At 72.4% G+C, this 17,257-nt stretch carries 13 protein-coding genes; 11 read left to right on the forward strand and 2 right to left on the reverse strand.

Going from position 1 to position 17,257, the window contains the following annotated elements; genetic code table 11:
• Positions 1-71 precede the first annotated feature (71 nt).
• Complete coding sequence (locus tag ABT092_RS29735) at positions 72-1,943, forward strand: hypothetical protein (RefSeq protein WP_351249386.1); 1,872 nt, start codon at positions 72-74, stop codon at positions 1,941-1,943.
• Positions 1,944-2,059: 116 nt separating this feature from the next.
• Complete coding sequence (locus tag ABT092_RS29740; protein ID WP_351249388.1) at positions 2,060-2,761, forward strand: lysophospholipid acyltransferase family protein; 702 nt, start codon at positions 2,060-2,062, stop codon at positions 2,759-2,761.
• Here the strand turns inward: ABT092_RS29740 and ABT092_RS29745 are convergent.
• Positions 2,728-3,390 carry a class I SAM-dependent methyltransferase gene (locus ABT092_RS29745; RefSeq protein WP_351249390.1) on the reverse strand — a complete coding sequence of 221 codons (663 nt, stop codon included), beginning with the start codon at positions 3,388-3,390 and terminating at the stop codon, positions 2,728-2,730. The genes ABT092_RS29740 and ABT092_RS29745 overlap by 34 nt on opposite strands.
• A gap of 164 nt (positions 3,391-3,554) precedes the next feature.
• Entirely contained in the window at positions 3,555-4,298 is a 744-nt protein-coding gene (locus ABT092_RS29750; protein WP_351249392.1) for a helix-turn-helix domain-containing protein, read from the reverse strand.
• 255 nt (positions 4,299-4,553) lie between these two features.
• Between ABT092_RS29750 and ABT092_RS29755 the strand changes: the two genes are divergently transcribed.
• The 9 genes from ABT092_RS29755 (at position 4,554) to ABT092_RS29795 (ending at position 16,938) form a co-directional block, all read left to right on the forward strand.
• A complete protein-coding gene (locus tag ABT092_RS29755; RefSeq protein ID WP_351249394.1) occupies positions 4,554-6,140 on the forward strand; it encodes an ABC transporter substrate-binding protein in 1,587 nt (528 codons plus the stop codon).
• A gap of 245 nt (positions 6,141-6,385) precedes the next feature.
• Positions 6,386-8,080 carry an amidohydrolase gene (locus ABT092_RS29760; protein WP_351249396.1) on the forward strand — a complete coding sequence of 565 codons (1,695 nt, stop codon included), beginning with the start codon at positions 6,386-6,388 and terminating at the stop codon, positions 8,078-8,080.
• Positions 8,073-9,473: an amidohydrolase family protein gene (locus ABT092_RS29765; RefSeq protein WP_351249398.1), complete on the forward strand. Its 1,401-nt coding sequence runs from the start codon at positions 8,073-8,075 to the stop codon at positions 9,471-9,473. The genes ABT092_RS29760 and ABT092_RS29765 overlap by 8 nt, the downstream gene beginning before the upstream one ends.
• A complete protein-coding gene (locus tag ABT092_RS29770) occupies positions 9,470-10,414 on the forward strand; it encodes an ABC transporter permease (protein ID WP_351249400.1) in 945 nt (314 codons plus the stop codon). The genes ABT092_RS29765 and ABT092_RS29770 overlap by 4 nt, the downstream gene beginning before the upstream one ends.
• Positions 10,411-12,426 carry a dipeptide/oligopeptide/nickel ABC transporter permease/ATP-binding protein gene (locus ABT092_RS29775; RefSeq protein ID WP_351249402.1) on the forward strand — a complete coding sequence of 672 codons (2,016 nt, stop codon included), beginning with the start codon at positions 10,411-10,413 and terminating at the stop codon, positions 12,424-12,426. The genes ABT092_RS29770 and ABT092_RS29775 overlap by 4 nt, the downstream gene beginning before the upstream one ends.
• Entirely contained in the window at positions 12,423-13,469 is a 1,047-nt protein-coding gene (locus ABT092_RS29780; RefSeq protein WP_351249404.1) for an ABC transporter ATP-binding protein, read from the forward strand. The genes ABT092_RS29775 and ABT092_RS29780 overlap by 4 nt, the downstream gene beginning before the upstream one ends.
• Positions 13,470-13,501: 32 nt before the next feature.
• The gene (locus ABT092_RS29785) at positions 13,502-14,761 is read left to right on the forward strand and encodes a M24 family metallopeptidase (protein WP_351249406.1); all 1,260 of its coding nucleotides are present in this window, start codon (positions 13,502-13,504) and stop codon (positions 14,759-14,761) included.
• A 68-nt stretch (positions 14,762-14,829) separates the two neighbouring features.
• On the forward strand, positions 14,830-15,858 hold the full coding sequence (locus tag ABT092_RS29790; protein WP_351249408.1) for a thiamine pyrophosphate-dependent dehydrogenase E1 component subunit alpha: 1,029 nt from the start codon (positions 14,830-14,832) through the stop codon (positions 15,856-15,858).
• A gap of 180 nt (positions 15,859-16,038) precedes the next feature.
• Positions 16,039-16,938 carry an NAD(P)-dependent oxidoreductase gene (locus tag ABT092_RS29795; RefSeq protein WP_351249410.1) on the forward strand — a complete coding sequence of 300 codons (900 nt, stop codon included), beginning with the start codon at positions 16,039-16,041 and terminating at the stop codon, positions 16,936-16,938.
• Positions 16,939-17,257: the final 319 nt, after the last annotated feature.

Below are 17,257 nucleotides of genomic sequence, written 5' to 3' on the forward strand. Positions count from 1 at the left end.
GGACGGGTTACCGCGCGGCGGTGCACGGGCCGCGGCCCGTGCACCGCCGCGGTCGCACGATAATACGGGGCGTGAGCGACTTCCCCCTGCCCCTGCCGCCGGACCGCGTCCCGGAAGGCGCCCGTGACTGGCGCACGCACGACACCGTGCAGTGGGCCGCCGCCGGCCCCCCGCGGTGGACGCACCCCCTGTGGTCCATCGGCGCGCTCCTCCTCGCCACGGTGTGGAACATCGCCGCAACCCCGGACGAGGCGTGCACCCCGGACCGGCCGTGCGGCACGGCATGGACCTACGTGGCGCTGTCCGTCCTCGCCCTGGTGACGCTGTACTGGATCGCCCGCCAGCCCCGACTCGCCCTCGTGGGCCTGGTGGTGACCGGAAGCGCCGCGGCGTGGGACGCCGGCGTCGGCGAGCTCGTGACCGCGCCCTGGGACCTCGCCCTCCTCGCGGCCTGGGCCTTCGCCCTCGTCGGCCTCGTCCACCGGCTCGCCGCGGCCGGTCGCCAGCGCGCGCTCGCCGAGACGGCGGCGGGACCCGACCGACACGCACTGCCCCCCGAGGCACGGGCCTTCTCCCGGGGCCGGTTCTCCTTCGTCCTCGCCTCCGTCCTGCTGGCCGTCGCCGTCCTCGCCTTCTGGCGCGCCGAGCAGGTGGCCGGAGCCTACGAGACCCGGGCCGCCACCGCCGCCCGGGTCAGCGCGGAGGTCACCCGCGCCGAGGTCGACGACGAGGACGTGTCCCTCCTGCACGTGGCCCTGCCGGACGGCGGCACCCGCACGGTCGAGGCGCTCTTCCCCGAGGACCACCCGGTGGGCAGCACCGTCGAGTTGGTGGTCGACGGGGAGTGGGTCCGTCTGGTCGCCGAGCCCTACGACGTCTTCGGCTGGGAGGTGCTGCTCCTCGTCACCGCCGTTCCGGGCGTGGGGTTCCTGGCCAACGGCACGGTGGGCCAGCGGCGCCACCGCCGACTGGACACCGACCGCCTGCCGGTCCTGCGGGTCCTCGTGCGGGAGGGCCGCGAGGACGGCCGCACCTGGGTGTACGCCGCCGACGACCTGGCCGCTGCGAGGCCGGTCCTGAGTTTCAACTCCCTGTACGTGCCGGGCCCGCAGGACGTCGTCCCGGAAGCGGAGCACCGCGGGCCCCAGGAGGAGGCAGCCGCCTGGGAACGGCAGCGGGAGGAGATCGTCGCGGCCTTCCGCGGCACCGGGCCCGCGCCCGAGCTCCGTGAGGCCGTCCTCTTCGGCGCTCCCCGCACGGGCGACGAAGCGGTCTTCCTGGCGCCCGCCCAAGGCGGCACCGACGTGGCGTTCGAACGCAGCGTGACCCCGGTCAAGCCCGTGGCCCCCGGCCTCCTCCGCGGCCGCCGCGGACCGCGCCGGAGCACCCGCTCCGCGCACCGCAGCGCCGACATCGCCCGCACCATGACCCCGGGGGCCCGCCCCCTGAGCTGGTCCGCCGACCGGGACTCCCGACTCGTCGGCGGATTCCTCCTGCTCGTCCAGGGCGGCGGCATGTGGGCCCTCCTCGACGACGGCTTCTCCTGGCAGTGGCTCCTCCTGCTGCTCGGGGTGCCCTGGCTGGTCCACTCGGTGTCCACCGCCCTCAACTGGCGGGTCACCGCGGACCGCGACGGAGTCTGGGTCTGCGGACCGTGGCGGGCGCGCCACCTCCCGTGGGACGGGATCGCCACCGTCCGGCACCGGGGCGACGCCCTGACCCTCGGACGGCGCGGGCAGGACGACGTCGAGTTGTCCCCGGTGGGGTTCCGCCATCGCGAATCCTCCTCCGCCGCCCGCGCCGCCGACACCCTGCGCGCCCTCGTGGACCATCCCCATCTGCGGCCCACCGAGGCGGCCGGTCCGGGGGAACAGGGCATGCCGCTGGGGCCCGTGGTGGTGGCGACGGCGACCGCGTGGGCCTTGATCGTCCTCCTGCTGTGAGGACGTGCCTGCGCACCCGGGCGGCGGTGGCCGGGGCGATCTGAGTAGGCGTACTCACGTGACGGTGCCGCGGCCGGTCGAAGATGGGGCCACACCACCAGGGAGGGAACCCGTCCATGCTCAGCCACCTCGCCGCCGCCAGCGTCCCCGCCGTGGCACGCCTGACGGTGACCACGGACCCGGGCGCGAAGGTGCGGCCGGGCAGCATCGTCATCGCCAACCACACCTCCTTGGCCGACCCGGCGATCGTCCTCGCCGCCCTGCACGGCCGCGGCATCAGACCGGTCGTGCTGGCCACCGCCGGACTCTGGCGCATACCCCTGCTGGGGGCGGCACTGACCCGGGAGGGATTCGTGCCCGTGCGCCGCGGCGGCCCCCGCGCCGCCGAGGCGCTCGACGGCGCCGCTGCCGCCCTCGCCGCCGGCCGACCGGTCCTGCTCTACCCGGAGGGCGGACTACCGGTCCGTGACGACTCGGGGGAGGCGGCGCCCGGGCCCATCCGCAGCGGCCTGTGGCGCCTGGCCACGAGCACCGGAGCCCCCGTCGTACCGCTCGGCCAGGCGGGCGCCCGCCGCCTGCTCTCCGGAGGTCCGGCCAAGCATGCCGCCGGCCTGCTCACCGCCCCGGTGCGGCGGCCCGCCCTGCACGTCCACATCGGAGCACCCCTGCACCTGGAGGGCGACCGGGTCGCTGCCACGCAGCGGGCGCACCGGGCGCTCACCGCCGCGTGGCGCACCGCCGTCGAGCACGTCGACGGCCGGGACCGGGCACCGGCGCCGACCGGTCACCCCGGTTCCTTCCGCCAGACCAGCGTGTAGCGCCAGAACACCCGGCGGCGCAGCCGGGCACCGGGCAGTTCCCGACGCGCGTCGCGGACGACCTCGGCGAAGGTCATCACGGCCGGACGCACCGGAGCGGTCATCGCCACCGGGCGCGGTACCCGCCGACCACGGTTCTTCCACACCGCCATCAGCACGTTGAGCGGAACGGCGACCGCGCCGAGCACCCGGTCCCCCGGGGAGGCCGGCCGGGCCACGCCCACGATCACCAGGGTGCCCCCGGGGGCCAGCAGGCGACGGAAGCGCGCCAGGGCCTCGACGTGCGGCAGATGATGGGCCACGGCCACGCAGGTGATCACGTCGAAGGGGCCGCAGGCCGGCTCGACGAGTGCGTCCCCGCAGGTGAACGTGATCGGCGCGCCCGGTGCGGTGCGCCGCTGCGCCTGCTCCACGAGGGAGGCGTCGGCGTCGATTCCGCGCACCGAGCGGGCCCGCGTCGCGAGACGTCGAGCCAGGTCACCGCTGCCCGAACCGACGTCCAGGGCGGTGTCGAAGCGCGCCGGCAGTTGACGCAGCAGCCAGCGGTGGTAGTGGGCGTTGTGGTCCCAGGGGCGGGCGGAGTGGAACCGGTCCAGGGCCTGTAACGCGTCGGGCAGCGGATTCCTCATGGGGCCAGTGCACCACACGGGACGGAGCAGCTCGGAGGCCCGGCAGGTCGACCGGTGCGCCGCGCGGACCCGCACGTCCACGCGGCGCACCGGTGCGGCGGCCCGTCCCCTGGCCCGCCGCGGTCACGGCCGCGCCCGGGCGGGGCACGGCCGCAGGTCCTCGCTCAGACGGTGTGGTGGATGACGACGGAGATGACCCGGACCTCCTGGTCGGTCATGTTCCGGTACTGGTGCGGGGTCGCCGAGTCGAAGGCCAGGGAGTCACCGGCCTCCAGGACGTAGGTCTCGAAGCCGATGTCGGCGTGGAGCGTCCCGTGCAGCACCAGCTGGTACTCGCGCCCGTCGTGGCGGATGGAGGCATGGCTGTCGGTGGAGCGTCCGAAGGGCTGGTAGACGACTTCGAGGAAGTCCACCTGCGCGTCCTGCTGGGGGGTGAGCCGCTCCCAGCGGACCCCGCTCGCCAGGTCGATGGTGCGGCGGCGTCCGTGCCGCTGCACCACCGGTTCGTCGAGCGGTGCCGGAGCGCCGTTGCCGCGGGCGGTCTCGTCGCCGTCCGCCTGCGGGGCGGCCCGGTCCGCGAGGACGCCGTCGACGGTGGAGGCCGCGCCGGGGCCGGCGAGCGCGAACCGGGGGAGCGCGTCGACCTGGCGCTCCTCGTGGCGGCGGAGGGAGACGGGGGAGGAGACGTCCTCACCGACTCCGAACAGGTAGTCGAGGGAGATGTCGAGCGCGTTGGCGATCCCGTAGATCACGCCCGCGGACGGTGCGGTCTGCCCCCGTTCCACCTGGGAGATGAGGCTGGCCGAGCACCCCGCGAGCCGGCCCAGTTCGCGCAGGGACAGGCCGCGCTGCGTGCGGACCTTCCTCAGTCGTGACCCGAGTCCGGGGCTTCCCCCCGCTGGCTTCATGACGCCTCCCGCTTCCGTGAGGGCGATCGGTCCGGCCGCCCCGACTCATCGTGCACAACATGCGGACTGTAGAGAAGCGTGCACCGCTGTACAGCATGGTCGACATACTGCACGGTTGTCACCCATCCGAGGCGAAGAAATCGGACTTCATGCGTCTTTGGTTTATCCCTTGACAAGCTGGCTGCACGCATCGTGCACTATAGCGCACAAGCCCCGCTGTGAACGGGCCCACAGACCTGTGTGGAGGTTCTTGCTGTGAACGACAACGGACAGTCCGCCCCCCGGGGGCGGGCACACCGCACCGGGCCAAGAGCCGGGGGTGCCCGACTCGGCGGCGCCCTGCTGACCATCGCCCTCGCCGTCACCCTCACCGCCTGCTCCGGCGGTGGCGGCAGCACCACCGGCAGTACCGGCACCGCCAAGAAGTCCGGTGACGGGCCGAGCGGCACCCTCCGCATCGGCACCAACCAGCAGTTCGACGACTGGGACACCGTCAACAAGCAGAACAGCACCTTCAGTTCGCTCGTCTACGAGCCGCTGATCAGCGTCGCCGCCGACGGCTTCACCCTGGAGCCGCAACTGGCCACCGACTGGAAGGAGTCGGGCCTGCGCATCGACTTCACCCTCCGCTCGGGCGTGGTCTTCCACGACGGCACGCCGTTCAACGCGGAAGCGGTCGTCAAGAACCTGGAACGCATCCAGAAGCAGCCGAGCCAGTACCGCAGCCAGCTCGCCGCCATCAAGACGATGACGGCCGTGGACGACACCCACCTGCGCATCGAGCTCAAGGAAACGGCCCCCAGCCTCATCAACAACCTCGCCCGGCTGGGCATGTTCATGGTCTCGCCCAAGGCCCTCGCCGACGGCACCTGGAAGACCAAGGCCGCCGGCACCGGCCCGTGGCAGTTCGACGCGAAGTCGTCCACCAAGGGCCTGCGGACCGTCGTCACCTCCTTCGACAAGTACTACGACAAGAAGTCCGTCGGTCCCGCCCGCGTCGAGGTCACCCAGATCAACGACCCGGACAGCCTCTACAACGCCCTGCGCGCCGGACAGCTCGACGTGGTGTGGACCTCGCCCCCGCTCGCCGCCCGCGCGGACAAGGAGGGGCTGAAGTCCACCTGGTTCCCGTCCGTCCTCTGGTACCTCCAGATGTACGACACGGAGGGCGTCTTCAAGGACAAGAAGTTCCGCCAGGCCGTGTGCCACGCGATGAACCCGCAGGACTACATCGACGCGGCGCTCGGGGGCAAGGGCAAGACCCCGCTCCAGCGCTTCCCCGAGGGACAGCCGGGCTACGACCCGTCGCTGAAGGGCTACCCCTTCGACCTGGAGAAGGCCAAGCAGCTGATGGCCGAGTCCAAGGGCCCGAAGTCGTTCACGCTCATCAGCTACGACACCCAGCGCACCATCGCCGAGCTGTTCAAGAGCCAGATGTCCAAGATCGGTGTGGACGTCACGCTGGAACTCCCCAACTTCCCGCAGTTCCTGAGCACCTATCAGAACGGCAAGTACCCGGCCGCGATCCTCTCCGACGGCTCCCGCTCGGGTGCGTACGACTACTACAACCGCAAGTTCGCCGCCGACGCTCCCGGCAACCCGATGAAGGTCGAGTACAAGGAGCTGGACGCCGCCGCGGAAGAGGGCCTCTCCGCCAAGACCCCCGAAGCCCGCGAAGCCGCCTGGAAGAAGATCTCCAAGGTGGTGAACGACGAGGCGCTGGGCTGCGGTTACTTCGACTACTCGGGCTTCTGGGCCTACGACCCGAAGAAGGTCGACAACATCGTCTCCACCACCAACGACGTGGCGGTCTTCCGCTACAAGGAAGTCAAGGTCCTCTGACCTCCCGGTCGGCCCGTGAGCCCCACCCCCGGGCCGTCCTCCACGAACCCCCTCCGGTTGCACCGCCGTTCCGCACGGACGTGCACCGCACCGCCCGCGCCGGACCACGACAGCAACCGGCCGGGCCCGCCCGGGCCACCAGCGCCCGAGGGCATCCGGAGCCCCACGCCACCCCCGCTGCCCCTTCGCACGTGGCACCACGCACCCCGCCACACCCTCCGTACACCTGGATGGAGAACCCACCCATGAGCAGCACACCGCCTTCCCCGGCCCACCCGGACCTGGTGCTCCTGAACGGACGCGTGACCACCATGTCCGCGGACGCCGACGGCGCCGAAGCGGAAGCCGTCGCCATCACCGGTCAGCGGATCGCGGCGGTCGGCACCACCGAGGAGATCGCCGACCTCGCCGGCCCCGCCACCACCGTGGTCGACCTGGCCGGACGCCGCGTCATCCCCGGACTGATCGACTCCCACGTCCACATCGTCCGGGCCGGACGCACCTGGCGCGACGAGGTCCGCTGGGAGGACGAGCGCTCCCTGGAGAGCGGACTGGCGGCCATCACCCGTCGCGTCGGCGAACGCGCCGAAGGCAGCTGGATCAGGGTCATCGGCGGCTGGCACCCCGCCCAGTTCCCCGAGAACCGCGGCCCCAGCCGCGCCGAACTCGACCGCGCCGCCCCCGACAACCCGGTCTACGTCCAGTTCCTCTACGACTGGGCCGTGCTCAACACCGCCGCCATGCGCGCCCTCGGCGTCGACCGCGACCTGGTGCGCACCCTCGCCGACGAAGGCTTCGACCCGGCCTCCTTCGAGACCGACGCGGACGGCGAACTCACCGGCAAGGTCAACGGCACCCCGCTGATGGAGTGGTTCTACCGGCGGATGCCCAGCCCCGACTTCGAGGAGCAGGTGGCCTCCACCGCCGAGATGTCCCGGGCCCTCAACCGCCTCGGCATCACCGGCGCGATCGACGGCGGCGGCTTCAACAGCGGCCCCGACGCCTACCCCGCCATCCGCGAGACCTGGCGCCGCGGACAGCTCACCGTCCGCAGCCGCCTCGCCGTGCACGCCTCCCGGGCCGGCACCGAGCAGGAGGAGCTCGCCGGCTACCTCCGCTTCACCCCGCTCGACGTCGGCGACGGCATGCTGCGGGTCATCGGCTCCGGAGAGGTCGCCCTCTACCGCACCGTCGACAAGATCGCCCACCCCGTCGTCATCGACGACGACGTCCGGCGGCAGCTGCGGGAGATGTTCTCCGACCTCGCCCGCAACCGGTGGACCGTGCACACCCACGCCCACCACCACGAGACCATCGACGCCGTCCTCAGCGCCTGGGAGGACGTGCACGCCGAGCACGACATCAGCGACCTGCGCTGGGCCCTGGTCCACGCCGAGCCGCTGCGGCCCGCCGACGTCGACCGGATCGCCGCCCTCGGCGCCGGCGTCCTCGCCCAGGGGCTGTTCCGCTTCCAGGGCGACGAGGCCCTCGCGGCCTGGGGCGCCGAGACGGTCGCCGAAGCGCCCCCGCTGCGCACCCTCATCGAACGGGGCATCCCGCTCGGCCTCGGCTCGGACGCCATGCGCGTCGCCTCGTTCAACCCGTTCGCCACGCTCGCCTGGTTCCTCAACGGGCGCACCGTCACCGGCAACCCCACCCTCGACGCACGGCACCTGCTGACCCGCGAGGAAGCCCTGCGCGGCTACACCGCCGACGGCACCTGGTTCAGCTTCGAGGAGAACGAGCGGGGCCGTCTGGAGCCCGGGCTCCTCGCCGACCTCGCCGTCCTCAGCGACGACTACTTCACCGTCGACGAAGACGTCATCCCGCGCATCGAGTCGGTGCTCACCCTCGTCGACGGCCGGATCGTGTACACCGCCGAGCCCTACGCCGACCTGCCCCTCGCCGCCCCCGTCACCCAGGGAGTCAGCCGTGCCTGAGACCACCGACAACCACGCCGAGCGCACCCTGCTCATCCAGGGCGCCACCGTCCTCACCATGGACCCCGACCTCGGTGACCTCACCACCGGCGACATCCTCGTCACCGGCGACCGCATCACCGCAGTCGGCCCGGACCTCTCCGACCGCATCGCCCCGGACACCGAGGTCATCCCCGCCCGCGGCATGATCGCCATCCCCGGGCTCATCGACACCCACATGCACGCCTGGCAGACCCCCCTCAAGGGACTGCACGCCCAGGGCTGGACCGGCGAGGACTACCAGAACGAGGTCTTCTACCTCCGCGAGCACTTCGCCCCCGAGGACATCTACGACGCGACCGTCTCCGGCACCACCCAGATGCTCGACGCCGGCGTCACCGGCGTCCTCGACTTCTGCCACAACGTCATGTCCCCCGAGGCCGCCGAAGCCGGACTGCGCGCCCACCGCGTCACCGGCCAGCGCGCCCTGTTCGCCTACGGCATGCTGGGCAGCTTCGGCGCCCCGCCCGAGGACCACGCCTGGCGCCTCGACCACGTCCGACGCCTGCACGACGAGGTCAACGAGAACGGCGACGGGCTGCTGCGGGTCGGCATGGCCCTCGGCTCCATCGAGTACGGCTCCATGGAACGGGTCACCAAGGAGATCGCCCTCGCCCGCGAACTCGGCATGCGGATGAGCGTCCACCAGAACCCGCCCGGCCAGATCCGCGCCCTGCACCGGGCCGGACTCCTCGACTCCGACATCGTCCCCGCCCACGCCAACTCCGCCGACGACGAGGAACTCGCCCTCCTCGCGGCCTGCGGCGGCGGCATCTCCTTCACCCCCGAAGGCGAGTTCGGCGGCGGCCGGTCCATGACCATCCTCAACCGCGCCCACCGCTTCGGCGCCAGCCCCAGCCTCGGCATCGACACCCACTCCCGCGTCGCCATCGACCTGTTCGCCGCCATGCGCCTCACCTTCCTGCTGATGCGCAACGTGGACGCCACCACCGAACGCGAAGCCGGCCGCTGGCCCCTGGAGCACCACCCCGGCGTCCCGCTGGTCCAGCCCCGCGACATGCTCCACTACGCCACCGTCAACGCCGCCGCGGCCCTCGGCCTCGGTGACGACCTCGGCCGCCTCACCCCCGGCCGGCTCGCCGATATCGTCCTCGTCGACACCGAGCCCTACGGCGTCGCCCTCGGCGACCCGGCCGCGCACGTGGTCCTCCAGACCGGCCCGCGCGACGTGGACACCGTCATCGTCGGCGGCCGGATCCGCAAGCGCGACGGCCGACTCACCGACCTCGACCCGGCCGAAGCGGGCGCCGCGACCCGCCGGGTCCGCGAACGGGTCTTCGCCGACGCGGCCGCCCACGGCGGACCAGTCCCGGACCTGGGGCCGGTCCGGTGACCAAGTTCATCCTGCAGCGGCTGCTGTCCGCCCTGCCCACGCTGCTGCTGGTGTCGGCGTTCGTCTTCACCCTGGTCCACCTGACGCCCACCGACCCGGTGGCGCAGATCCTCGGTGAAGGCGCGCCGGCCGCCGACAAGGCCGCCATGAGCGAACAACTCGGCCTGGACCGCTCCCTGTTCACCCAGTACGTGGACTGGCTCGGCGGCGCCCTCAGCGGAGACCTCGGAGCCTCCCTGTACACCAGCGTCCCGGTCACCGAGTCCATCAGCACCGGCATCGGCATCACCCTGTCGCTGGCCATCGCCGGCATGGCGATCGCCCTCGCGGTCGGCGTCCCGCTCGGCGTCCTCGGGGCCCTGCGCCCCGGCACCGTCGCCGACCGGCTGCTCACCACCGTCGTGGCCCTCGGCCTGGCCGTCCCCAGCTTCTGGCTGGCCATGCTGTTGGTGCTGGTGTTCGCGGTGAACCTCGGCTGGCTCCCGGTCGTGGGCTACACCCCGCTCACCGAGGACCCGGCGGCCTGGCTCCAGGGCATGATCCTGCCGGCCCTGGCCCTCGGCTCCCACACCGCGGCCGTCATCGCCCGCCAGACCCGCAGCGCCATGATCGACTCCCTGGAGTCCCCGTACGTGCAGACCCTGCTGGCCCGCGGCATCCGACGCCGCACCATCATCCTGCGGTACGCCACCAAGAACGCCATGGTCCCCGTCCTCGCGGTCATCGCCATCCAGATGTCCGTCCTGGTCGCCGCGAGCTTCGTGATCGAACGCATCTTCGCGGTCCCCGGCCTCGGCACCATGCTCATCGACAGCGTCATGAAGGCCGACTACCCGGTGCTCCAAGGAGCCATCGTCCTGGTCGCGGTGATCGTCCTGCTCGTCAACCTGGGCGCGGACGTCCTGTACGGCGTGATCAACCCGAAGGTGAGGCCCCAATGAGCACCCAACAGGCCCGGGCCGGGACCTTCCGCCGCCTGCTCCGGCAACCCCTGACCCTGTTCTGCCTGGCCTTCCTCGGCCTCCAGGTCCTCGTCGCCCTCGCCGCCCCGCTGATCGCCCCCTACGGGCCCACCGAACTCAGCGTCGCCGACAAGCTCCAGGGCCCCAGCGCCGACCACTGGCTGGGCACCGACGACCTCGGCCGCGACACCCTGTCCCGGCTGATCTACGGCACCCGCACCGCGCTCCTCGCCTCCGGCGAGTCCGTCGCCATCGGCCTCCTCCTCGGAGTCAGCCTCGGACTCTTCGTCGGCTACCGGGGCGGCTGGTGGGACCGGATCGGCATGCGCGTCGCCGACGTCATGCAGTCCATCCCCGCCCTGCTGCTCGCCCTCGCGCTGGTCGCCGTCCTCGGCAACGGACTCGGCAACGCGATGCTCGCCGTCGGCTTCATCTTCGCCGTCAGCTTCATGCGCATCACCCGGGCCGTGGTCCTCGCCGAACGGGAGAAGCTCTACGTCGACGCCGCCCGCGTCCTCGGACTGCGTCCCGTGCTCGTGATGTTCCGCCAGGTCCTGCCCAACGTGTCGCCGCCACTGATCGTGCAGGCGTCCATCGCCCTCGGCACGGCCCTGCTCATCGAAGCCACCCTGAGCTTCCTCGGCGTCGGCGTCGACACCAGCCAGGTCAGCTGGGGCGCCATGCTGGACGCCTCCCGCCAGCACGTCGCCGAGCACCCGCTGCTGGCGATCCTGCCCGGCCTGGCGATCACCCTGAGCGTCCTCGTCTTCAACCTGCTGGGCGACGGCCTGCGCGACGCCGGCTCGCCCCGGTCCGCCGGCTCCGCCCGACCGGCCAAGGAGACCACCCCGGACACCACCACCACCGTCACCGAGACCGGCGACCCGACCGGCATCGGTCCCGCCGCCCTCACCGACCTGACCGCCGACCCCGCCACCCCCGCGGCCGACCCCGACCAGGGGGAACCGCGCCCCGCACCCACCAAGGCACCCGCACGGGTCGCCGTCACGGCGCCCGCGGCTCCGGCGGACGCCCTGCTCCGGGTCGACGGCCTCACCGTCACCGACCCCGGCGGCGCCCAACTCGTCTCCGACGTCACCTTCCACATCAACCGCGGCGAAACCTTCGGCCTGGTCGGCGAATCCGGATGCGGCAAGTCCATCACCGCCTCCGCGATCCTCGGCCTGCTGCCCAGGGGCGTCACCGTCGCCTCCGGCTCCATCCGACTCCAGGACACCGAACTCGCCGGCCTCACCGGCGAGCCGCTGCGCCGGGTCCGCGGCGGCCGGATCGGCATGGTCTTCCAGGACCCCGGCTCCGCGCTCTCCCCGGTGCACACCGTCGGCCGCCAGCTCACGGACGCCATCCGGGCCCACAGCGACCTCAACAGCGCCCAAGCCACCGAACGCGCCGCCGAACTCCTCGGCCTGGTCGGCGTCCCGGCACCGCGCCAGCGGCTCAAGGACTACCCGCACCAGTTCTCCGGAGGCATGGCCCAGCGCGTGGTGATCGCCGGCGCCCTCGCCTGCGACCCGGAACTCCTCATCGCCGACGAGCCCACCACCGCCCTCGACGTCACCATCCAGGCCCAGGTGCTCGACCTGCTCGCCTCCCTGCGCGAGCGGCTGTCGATGTCCCTGCTCCTGATCACCCACGACCTCGGTGTCGTCGCCGACAGCTGCGACCGCATCGCCGTCATGTACGCCGGACAGATCGCCGAACAGCGCACCGTGCTGGACGCGTTCGCCCAGCCCCGGCACCCCTACACCGAGGCGCTGCTCGCCGCCGTACCGCACCACGGTTCGGGCGACGAGCCGCTCGCCACCATCCCCGGCCGGGTCCCGCCCGCCTGGGACTGGCCCCAGGGCTGCCGGTTCAACCCGCGCTGCTCCTACGCCACCGACGGCTGCCGCACCACCCCGGTACCGATCGACATCGACGGAGTGCGCTGCCTGCGGGCCGCCGAACTCCAGCTGGCAGGTGCCCGATGAACGACAAGGCACGCGCCGCGGCGGACTCCACCGCGGACGCCCCCCTCCTGACCGTCGAGAACCTCACCGTGCGCTACCAACTCGGTCGGGGCATGACCGGCAAGCCCAAGCTGCTCTCCGCGGTCCGCGACGTCAGCTTCACCATCGGCGCCGGGAAGACCCTCGGCCTGGTGGGGGAGTCGGGCTCGGGCAAGAGCAGCATCGGCCGCGCCATCCTGCGCCTGGCCCCGATCTCCGAGGGCAGGGTCGTCTTCGACGGACAGGACGTCGCCGCCTTCGGCCGTCGCACCCCGCCGTCCTTCAACCGGGACGTCCAGGTGGTCTTCCAGGACCCGCTGTCCTCGCTGAACCCCCGACAGACCATCGCGACCACCCTCGGCCAGGCCCTCACCCGGCACCGGGAGCTCGGCACCGCCGAACGCAACCGGGAGATCACCGACTCCCTCGACCGGGTCGGCCTGTCCGGCTACCACGCCCAGCGCTACCCGCACGAACTCTCCGGCGGCCAGCGCCAACGCGTCGCCATCGCCCGCGCCCTGGCCACCCGGCCCCGACTGATCGTCTGCGACGAACCCGTCAGCGCCCTGGACGTCTCCACCCAGAGCCAGGTCATCAACCTGCTCAAGGAACTCCAGCGCGACCTCGGCGTCAGCTACCTGTTCATCGCCCACGACCTGGAGGTCGTGCGCCACATGAGCGACGAGATCGGCGTCCTCTACCTGGGCCAACTCGCCGAATCCGGGCCCGCCGACCAGGTGTACCGCCACCCGGCGCACCCCTACACCCAGACCCTCCTGGCGTCCACGCTCCTCGCGGACCCGGCACGCCAGGCCGCCCGCTCGGCCCGCCGGCGCGCACTCGCCAGCGACACCGAGCTCCCGAGCCCCCTGGCACCGCCCCCCGGCTGTGCCTTCAACCCCCGGTGCTCGCGCGCCGACGACCTGTGCCGCACCGAGCAGCCCGAGTTGTTGCCGCTGGCGAGCACCGGAGCCCTGGCGGCGTGCCACCACACCGAGCCGACACCCGTCGCCGCGGCTTCCTGACCCCTTCCGTCCCTCACTCCCTTGGAGAGCACATGAGCCTTCCGCCCACCCCGGCCCTGCCCATCGCACCGGCACCCGGTCACGGACTCGTCGACTTCGAGGAGCGCGTCAACTTCGACCGTCTGCGCTCCTACCGCCTGTCGCGCATCCAGCAGGCCCTGGAGGCCAGCGAACTGGGCGCGGTCCTGGTGTTCGACAACAACAACATCCGCTACCTGACCGGCATATCGATCGGCGAGTGGACCCGGGAGAAGCTCTCCCGGTACGCCATCTACACCCGCACCGGGGAACTGATCCTGTGGGACTTCGGCTCCGCCGCCGTCCACAACCGGATGTACGCGCCCTGGATGAAGCCGGAGAACTGCCTGTCGTCCTGGACCACCATGCGCGGCGCGGTGCCCCCGGACGCCGACCTGATGGGCCGCGCGGTCGCCGAGATCAAGGACCGCCTCGCCGCCGCCGGCGTCGGTGGCATGCCCATCGGCGTCGACCTGCTCGACCTGCCCATGCACACCGAGCTCACCCGTCAGGGCATCGACGTCCGCGACGGCCAGCAGACCATGCTGGACGCCCGCCAGATCAAGAACCGCGACGAGATCACCCTCCTGTCGATGGCCGCAGCCATGGTCGACGGCGTGTACCACGACATCACCGAGGCCCTCAAGCCCGGTGTGCGGGAGAACGAGATCGTCGCCCTCGCCAACAAGCGCCTGTACGAGATGGGTTCCGACGACGTCGAGTCCATCAACGCGGTCTCCGGCGAGCGCTGCAACCCGCACCCGCACAACTTCTCCGACCGCATCATCCGCCCGGGCGACCAGGCGTTCTTCGACATCATGCACTCCTACAACGGCTACCGGACGTGCTACTACCGCACGTTCAACGTGGGCCGCGCCACCACCGTGCAGCGCGACGCCTACACCCGGGCCCGCGAGTGGATGGACATCGCCATCGACGCGATCAAGCCCGGAGTGTCCACCGCCGACGTGGCCCGGCTGTGGCCGACCGCCGAGGAGATCGGCGTCCAGGACGAGAAGACCGCGTTCGGCCTGCTCTTCGGGCACGGGCTCGGACTCGCCCTGCACGAGCGGCCCATCATCAGCCGGCTGACCTCGCTGGAGAGCCCGATGCTCATCGAGGAGGGCATGGTCTTCGCCCTGGAGACCTACTGCCCGGCCACCGACGGGGTCTCCGCGGCCCGCATCGAGGAGGAGGTCGTCGTCACCGCCAACGGCGTCGAGATCCTCACCCGCTTCCCCGCGGACGAACTGTTCATCGCCAACCAGTACTGAGCACACCGCACCCGGGGGCCGAACCCACGGCCCCCGGGGGCAACCCCCGCCCCAGAAAGGCGCGGACCATGTCCGTCGACACCCATGCCACCCACCCGCCGCTCACGCGACCCGTGACCGGCGAGGTCTCCGTGGACACCTCACTGGCCCTGTACCGGATCATGTCCACCGTCCGCCGGTTCGAGCTGCGGGCACACGACCTCCGCCGTCAGGGTCTGCTCCAGGGCACCGTCCGCTCCGGAACCGGCCAGGAGGCCGTGGCCGCCGGCGTCGCCAGCGCCATGCGTCCCGACGACCACTCCTTCGCCACCTACCGCAGCCACCACCACCTCGTGGCGCGCGGCACCCCGCTCGCCCCGCTGATGGCCGAACTCCTCGGCAGGGAGAACGCGCCGGCACCCGGCAGGGGCGGTTCGACGCGCCTCCTCGGCACCCCGCTCGTCCACGTCAACGACGCGGCCTGGGCGGCCCGGTACCAGGGCGGCGACCAGGTCACCGTCTGTTTCGTGGGGGACGGAACCACCGACGGAAGTGCCCTCCGCGAGGCACTGGGCTTCGCCGTGGCCTGGAACCTGCCGGTCGTCCTCGTGCGTGAGAACGGCCTCTCCGCGCAGCACACCGCAGTCGACCGCGCCGATACCTACGACCCGCCGTCCGTGGTGATCGACGGCAACGACCCCGACGAGGTCCACCTGACCGCGCGGGCGGCGATCGAACGGGCCCGCGCGGGGGGCGGGCCCGCACTGATCGAGGCCGTCACCCACCACGGCGCCGGCGGGGCCCTGCCTCGGACGGGACGGGACCCCCTGGTCGCCCACCGGGCCAGGCTCACCGACCGGGGCGTGGCCGCGGAGCACCTCGACGCCGTCCACGCAGAGGTCCGCGACCTGGTCGACGCCGCCGCCGAGGAAGCGCGGGGCAGTGGCTGGCCCGAACTGTCCCGGCTCTACACCGACGTCTGGAGCGACGGCGGTCAGGCCTGGCGCAGAGCCCCGCTCACCGGGCGCTCGGTGGACGCGATCCCCCGACCGCCCGCACCGTCGCCCGGGCACGGGAGCACCACCCCCGTGCGTCCCCTGCCCCCGCCGACGCCCTGAAGGACCTGACGATTCCCTCGGCGGAGCGGATCGTCACCACCACCGGCACCGCCACGTGCGCGTGAAGCCACCTCGTCACCGAGGATCTCCGGTGGTCGCCGCGGGCATCCGGCCCGCGACAGCCCGGTACCCCGAGCACCAAACCCACACCCTCAACACCCAGAGAAGCGAGGAACCACCATGAGCGCATCCCTCAGCGAGCGAATCGGCTGGCTCGGCACCGGCCGGATGGGCGCCGTGATGTCCGAGGCCCTCCTCGCGGGCGGCGTCGACCTCACCGTCTGGAACCGCACCGCCGCCAAGACCGAGCCGCTGGTGGCCAAGGGCGCCAAGGCGGTCGCCACCATCACCGAACTCGCCGACGCGGACGTGGTGTTCGTGATGGTCTCGGCGAGCCAGGACCTCATCGACGTGGTCACCGGAGAAGGCGGGCTGCTGCGCGCCGAGCGGGCCCCGTCGGTCATCGTGGACTGCTCCACGGTCTCCGCGGAGGCGTCCGCCGAGGTCCGTGCCGCCTGCGAAGCCGCCGGCACCGCGTTCATCGCCTCGCCCATCAGCGGCAACCCGCACATGGTCGCCGACCGCATGGGCGCCATCGTCGCCTCGGGCCCCCGCGAGACCTACGAGCGGGTCCTGCCCTACCTGGAGCTGATCGCCCCGACCGTCGTGCACGCCGGTCCCGCCGAGCAGAGCCGACTGGTGAAGATCTGCCACAACCTGATGCTCGGCATGATCACCCAGGCCCTGGTGGAGGTCACCACCCTCGCGGAGAAGGGCGGTGTGCCGCGCGCCGCCTTCATCGACTTCCTCAACGGCTCCGTGCTCGGCTCCACCTTCATCCGCCACAAGGGCCGTGCCCTGGTGGAGCGCGACTACACGCCCACCTTCAACAACAAGATGCTCCGCAAGGACTTCGACCTCGGCCTCGGTGCCGCCCGCGAACTGGAGGTGCCGCTGCCGGTGAGCAGCATGGTGCACCAGCTGATCCAGACCGCGATCGGCCACGGCTTCGCCGAGGAGGACTACGCGGCCCTCTTCGAGGTCGAGGCCCGCGCGGCCGGCCTGCGCCCCACCGAGTGACCTAGCAGGATCCAGACCGCCCGGCGGTCGGCGGGGTGCCCCAGCCCCGTTCGGCCCCCGGGTCGGGTCCGGGTCGGGTCGAGTCCACCCCGGCCCGGACCCTCCAGCCGCCGTGCGCGCGCCGATGCCCTGTCCTGCACCGGCCCGCGCACGGCGGTTCCACTTGTCCCCGGTGCGGCGCCCGTGCCGCAGTGCCCGGGAACGACCGGGGCCCGGGGGGGGGCCGCCCCCCGACGGGGGGGGGGGGGGGGCCGGGGGGGGGGACAAAGGTGGGGGGGGGGGGACCCGGCCCGGGGGGGACAGGGTAGCACGACCACCC

This window comes from Streptomyces sp. NPDC002490, assembly GCF_040296045.1.
Lineage (GTDB): Bacteria > Actinomycetota > Actinomycetes > Streptomycetales > Streptomycetaceae > Streptomyces.

Bases quoted from the DNA above. Each gene is read 5' to 3' on its own strand.
- ABT092_RS29740 (WP_351249388.1), top strand. From the start codon at position 2,060: ATGCTCAGCCACCTCGCCGCCGCCAGCGTCCCCGCCGTGGCACGCCTG.
- ABT092_RS29745 (WP_351249390.1), bottom strand. From the start codon at position 3,390: ATGAGGAATCCGCTGCCCGACGCGTTACAGGCCCTGGACCGGTTCCAC.
- ABT092_RS29750 (WP_351249392.1), bottom strand. From the start codon at position 4,298: ATGAAGCCAGCGGGGGGAAGCCCCGGACTCGGGTCACGACTGAGGAAG.
- ABT092_RS29760 (WP_351249396.1), top strand. From the start codon at position 6,386: ATGAGCAGCACACCGCCTTCCCCGGCCCACCCGGACCTGGTGCTCCTG.
- ABT092_RS29775 (WP_351249402.1), top strand. From the start codon at position 10,411: ATGAGCACCCAACAGGCCCGGGCCGGGACCTTCCGCCGCCTGCTCCGG.
- ABT092_RS29780 (WP_351249404.1), top strand. From the start codon at position 12,423: ATGAACGACAAGGCACGCGCCGCGGCGGACTCCACCGCGGACGCCCCC.
- ABT092_RS29785 (WP_351249406.1), top strand. From the start codon at position 13,502: ATGAGCCTTCCGCCCACCCCGGCCCTGCCCATCGCACCGGCACCCGGT.
- ABT092_RS29790 (WP_351249408.1), top strand. From the start codon at position 14,830: ATGTCCGTCGACACCCATGCCACCCACCCGCCGCTCACGCGACCCGTG.
- ABT092_RS29795 (WP_351249410.1), top strand. From the start codon at position 16,039: ATGAGCGCATCCCTCAGCGAGCGAATCGGCTGGCTCGGCACCGGCCGG.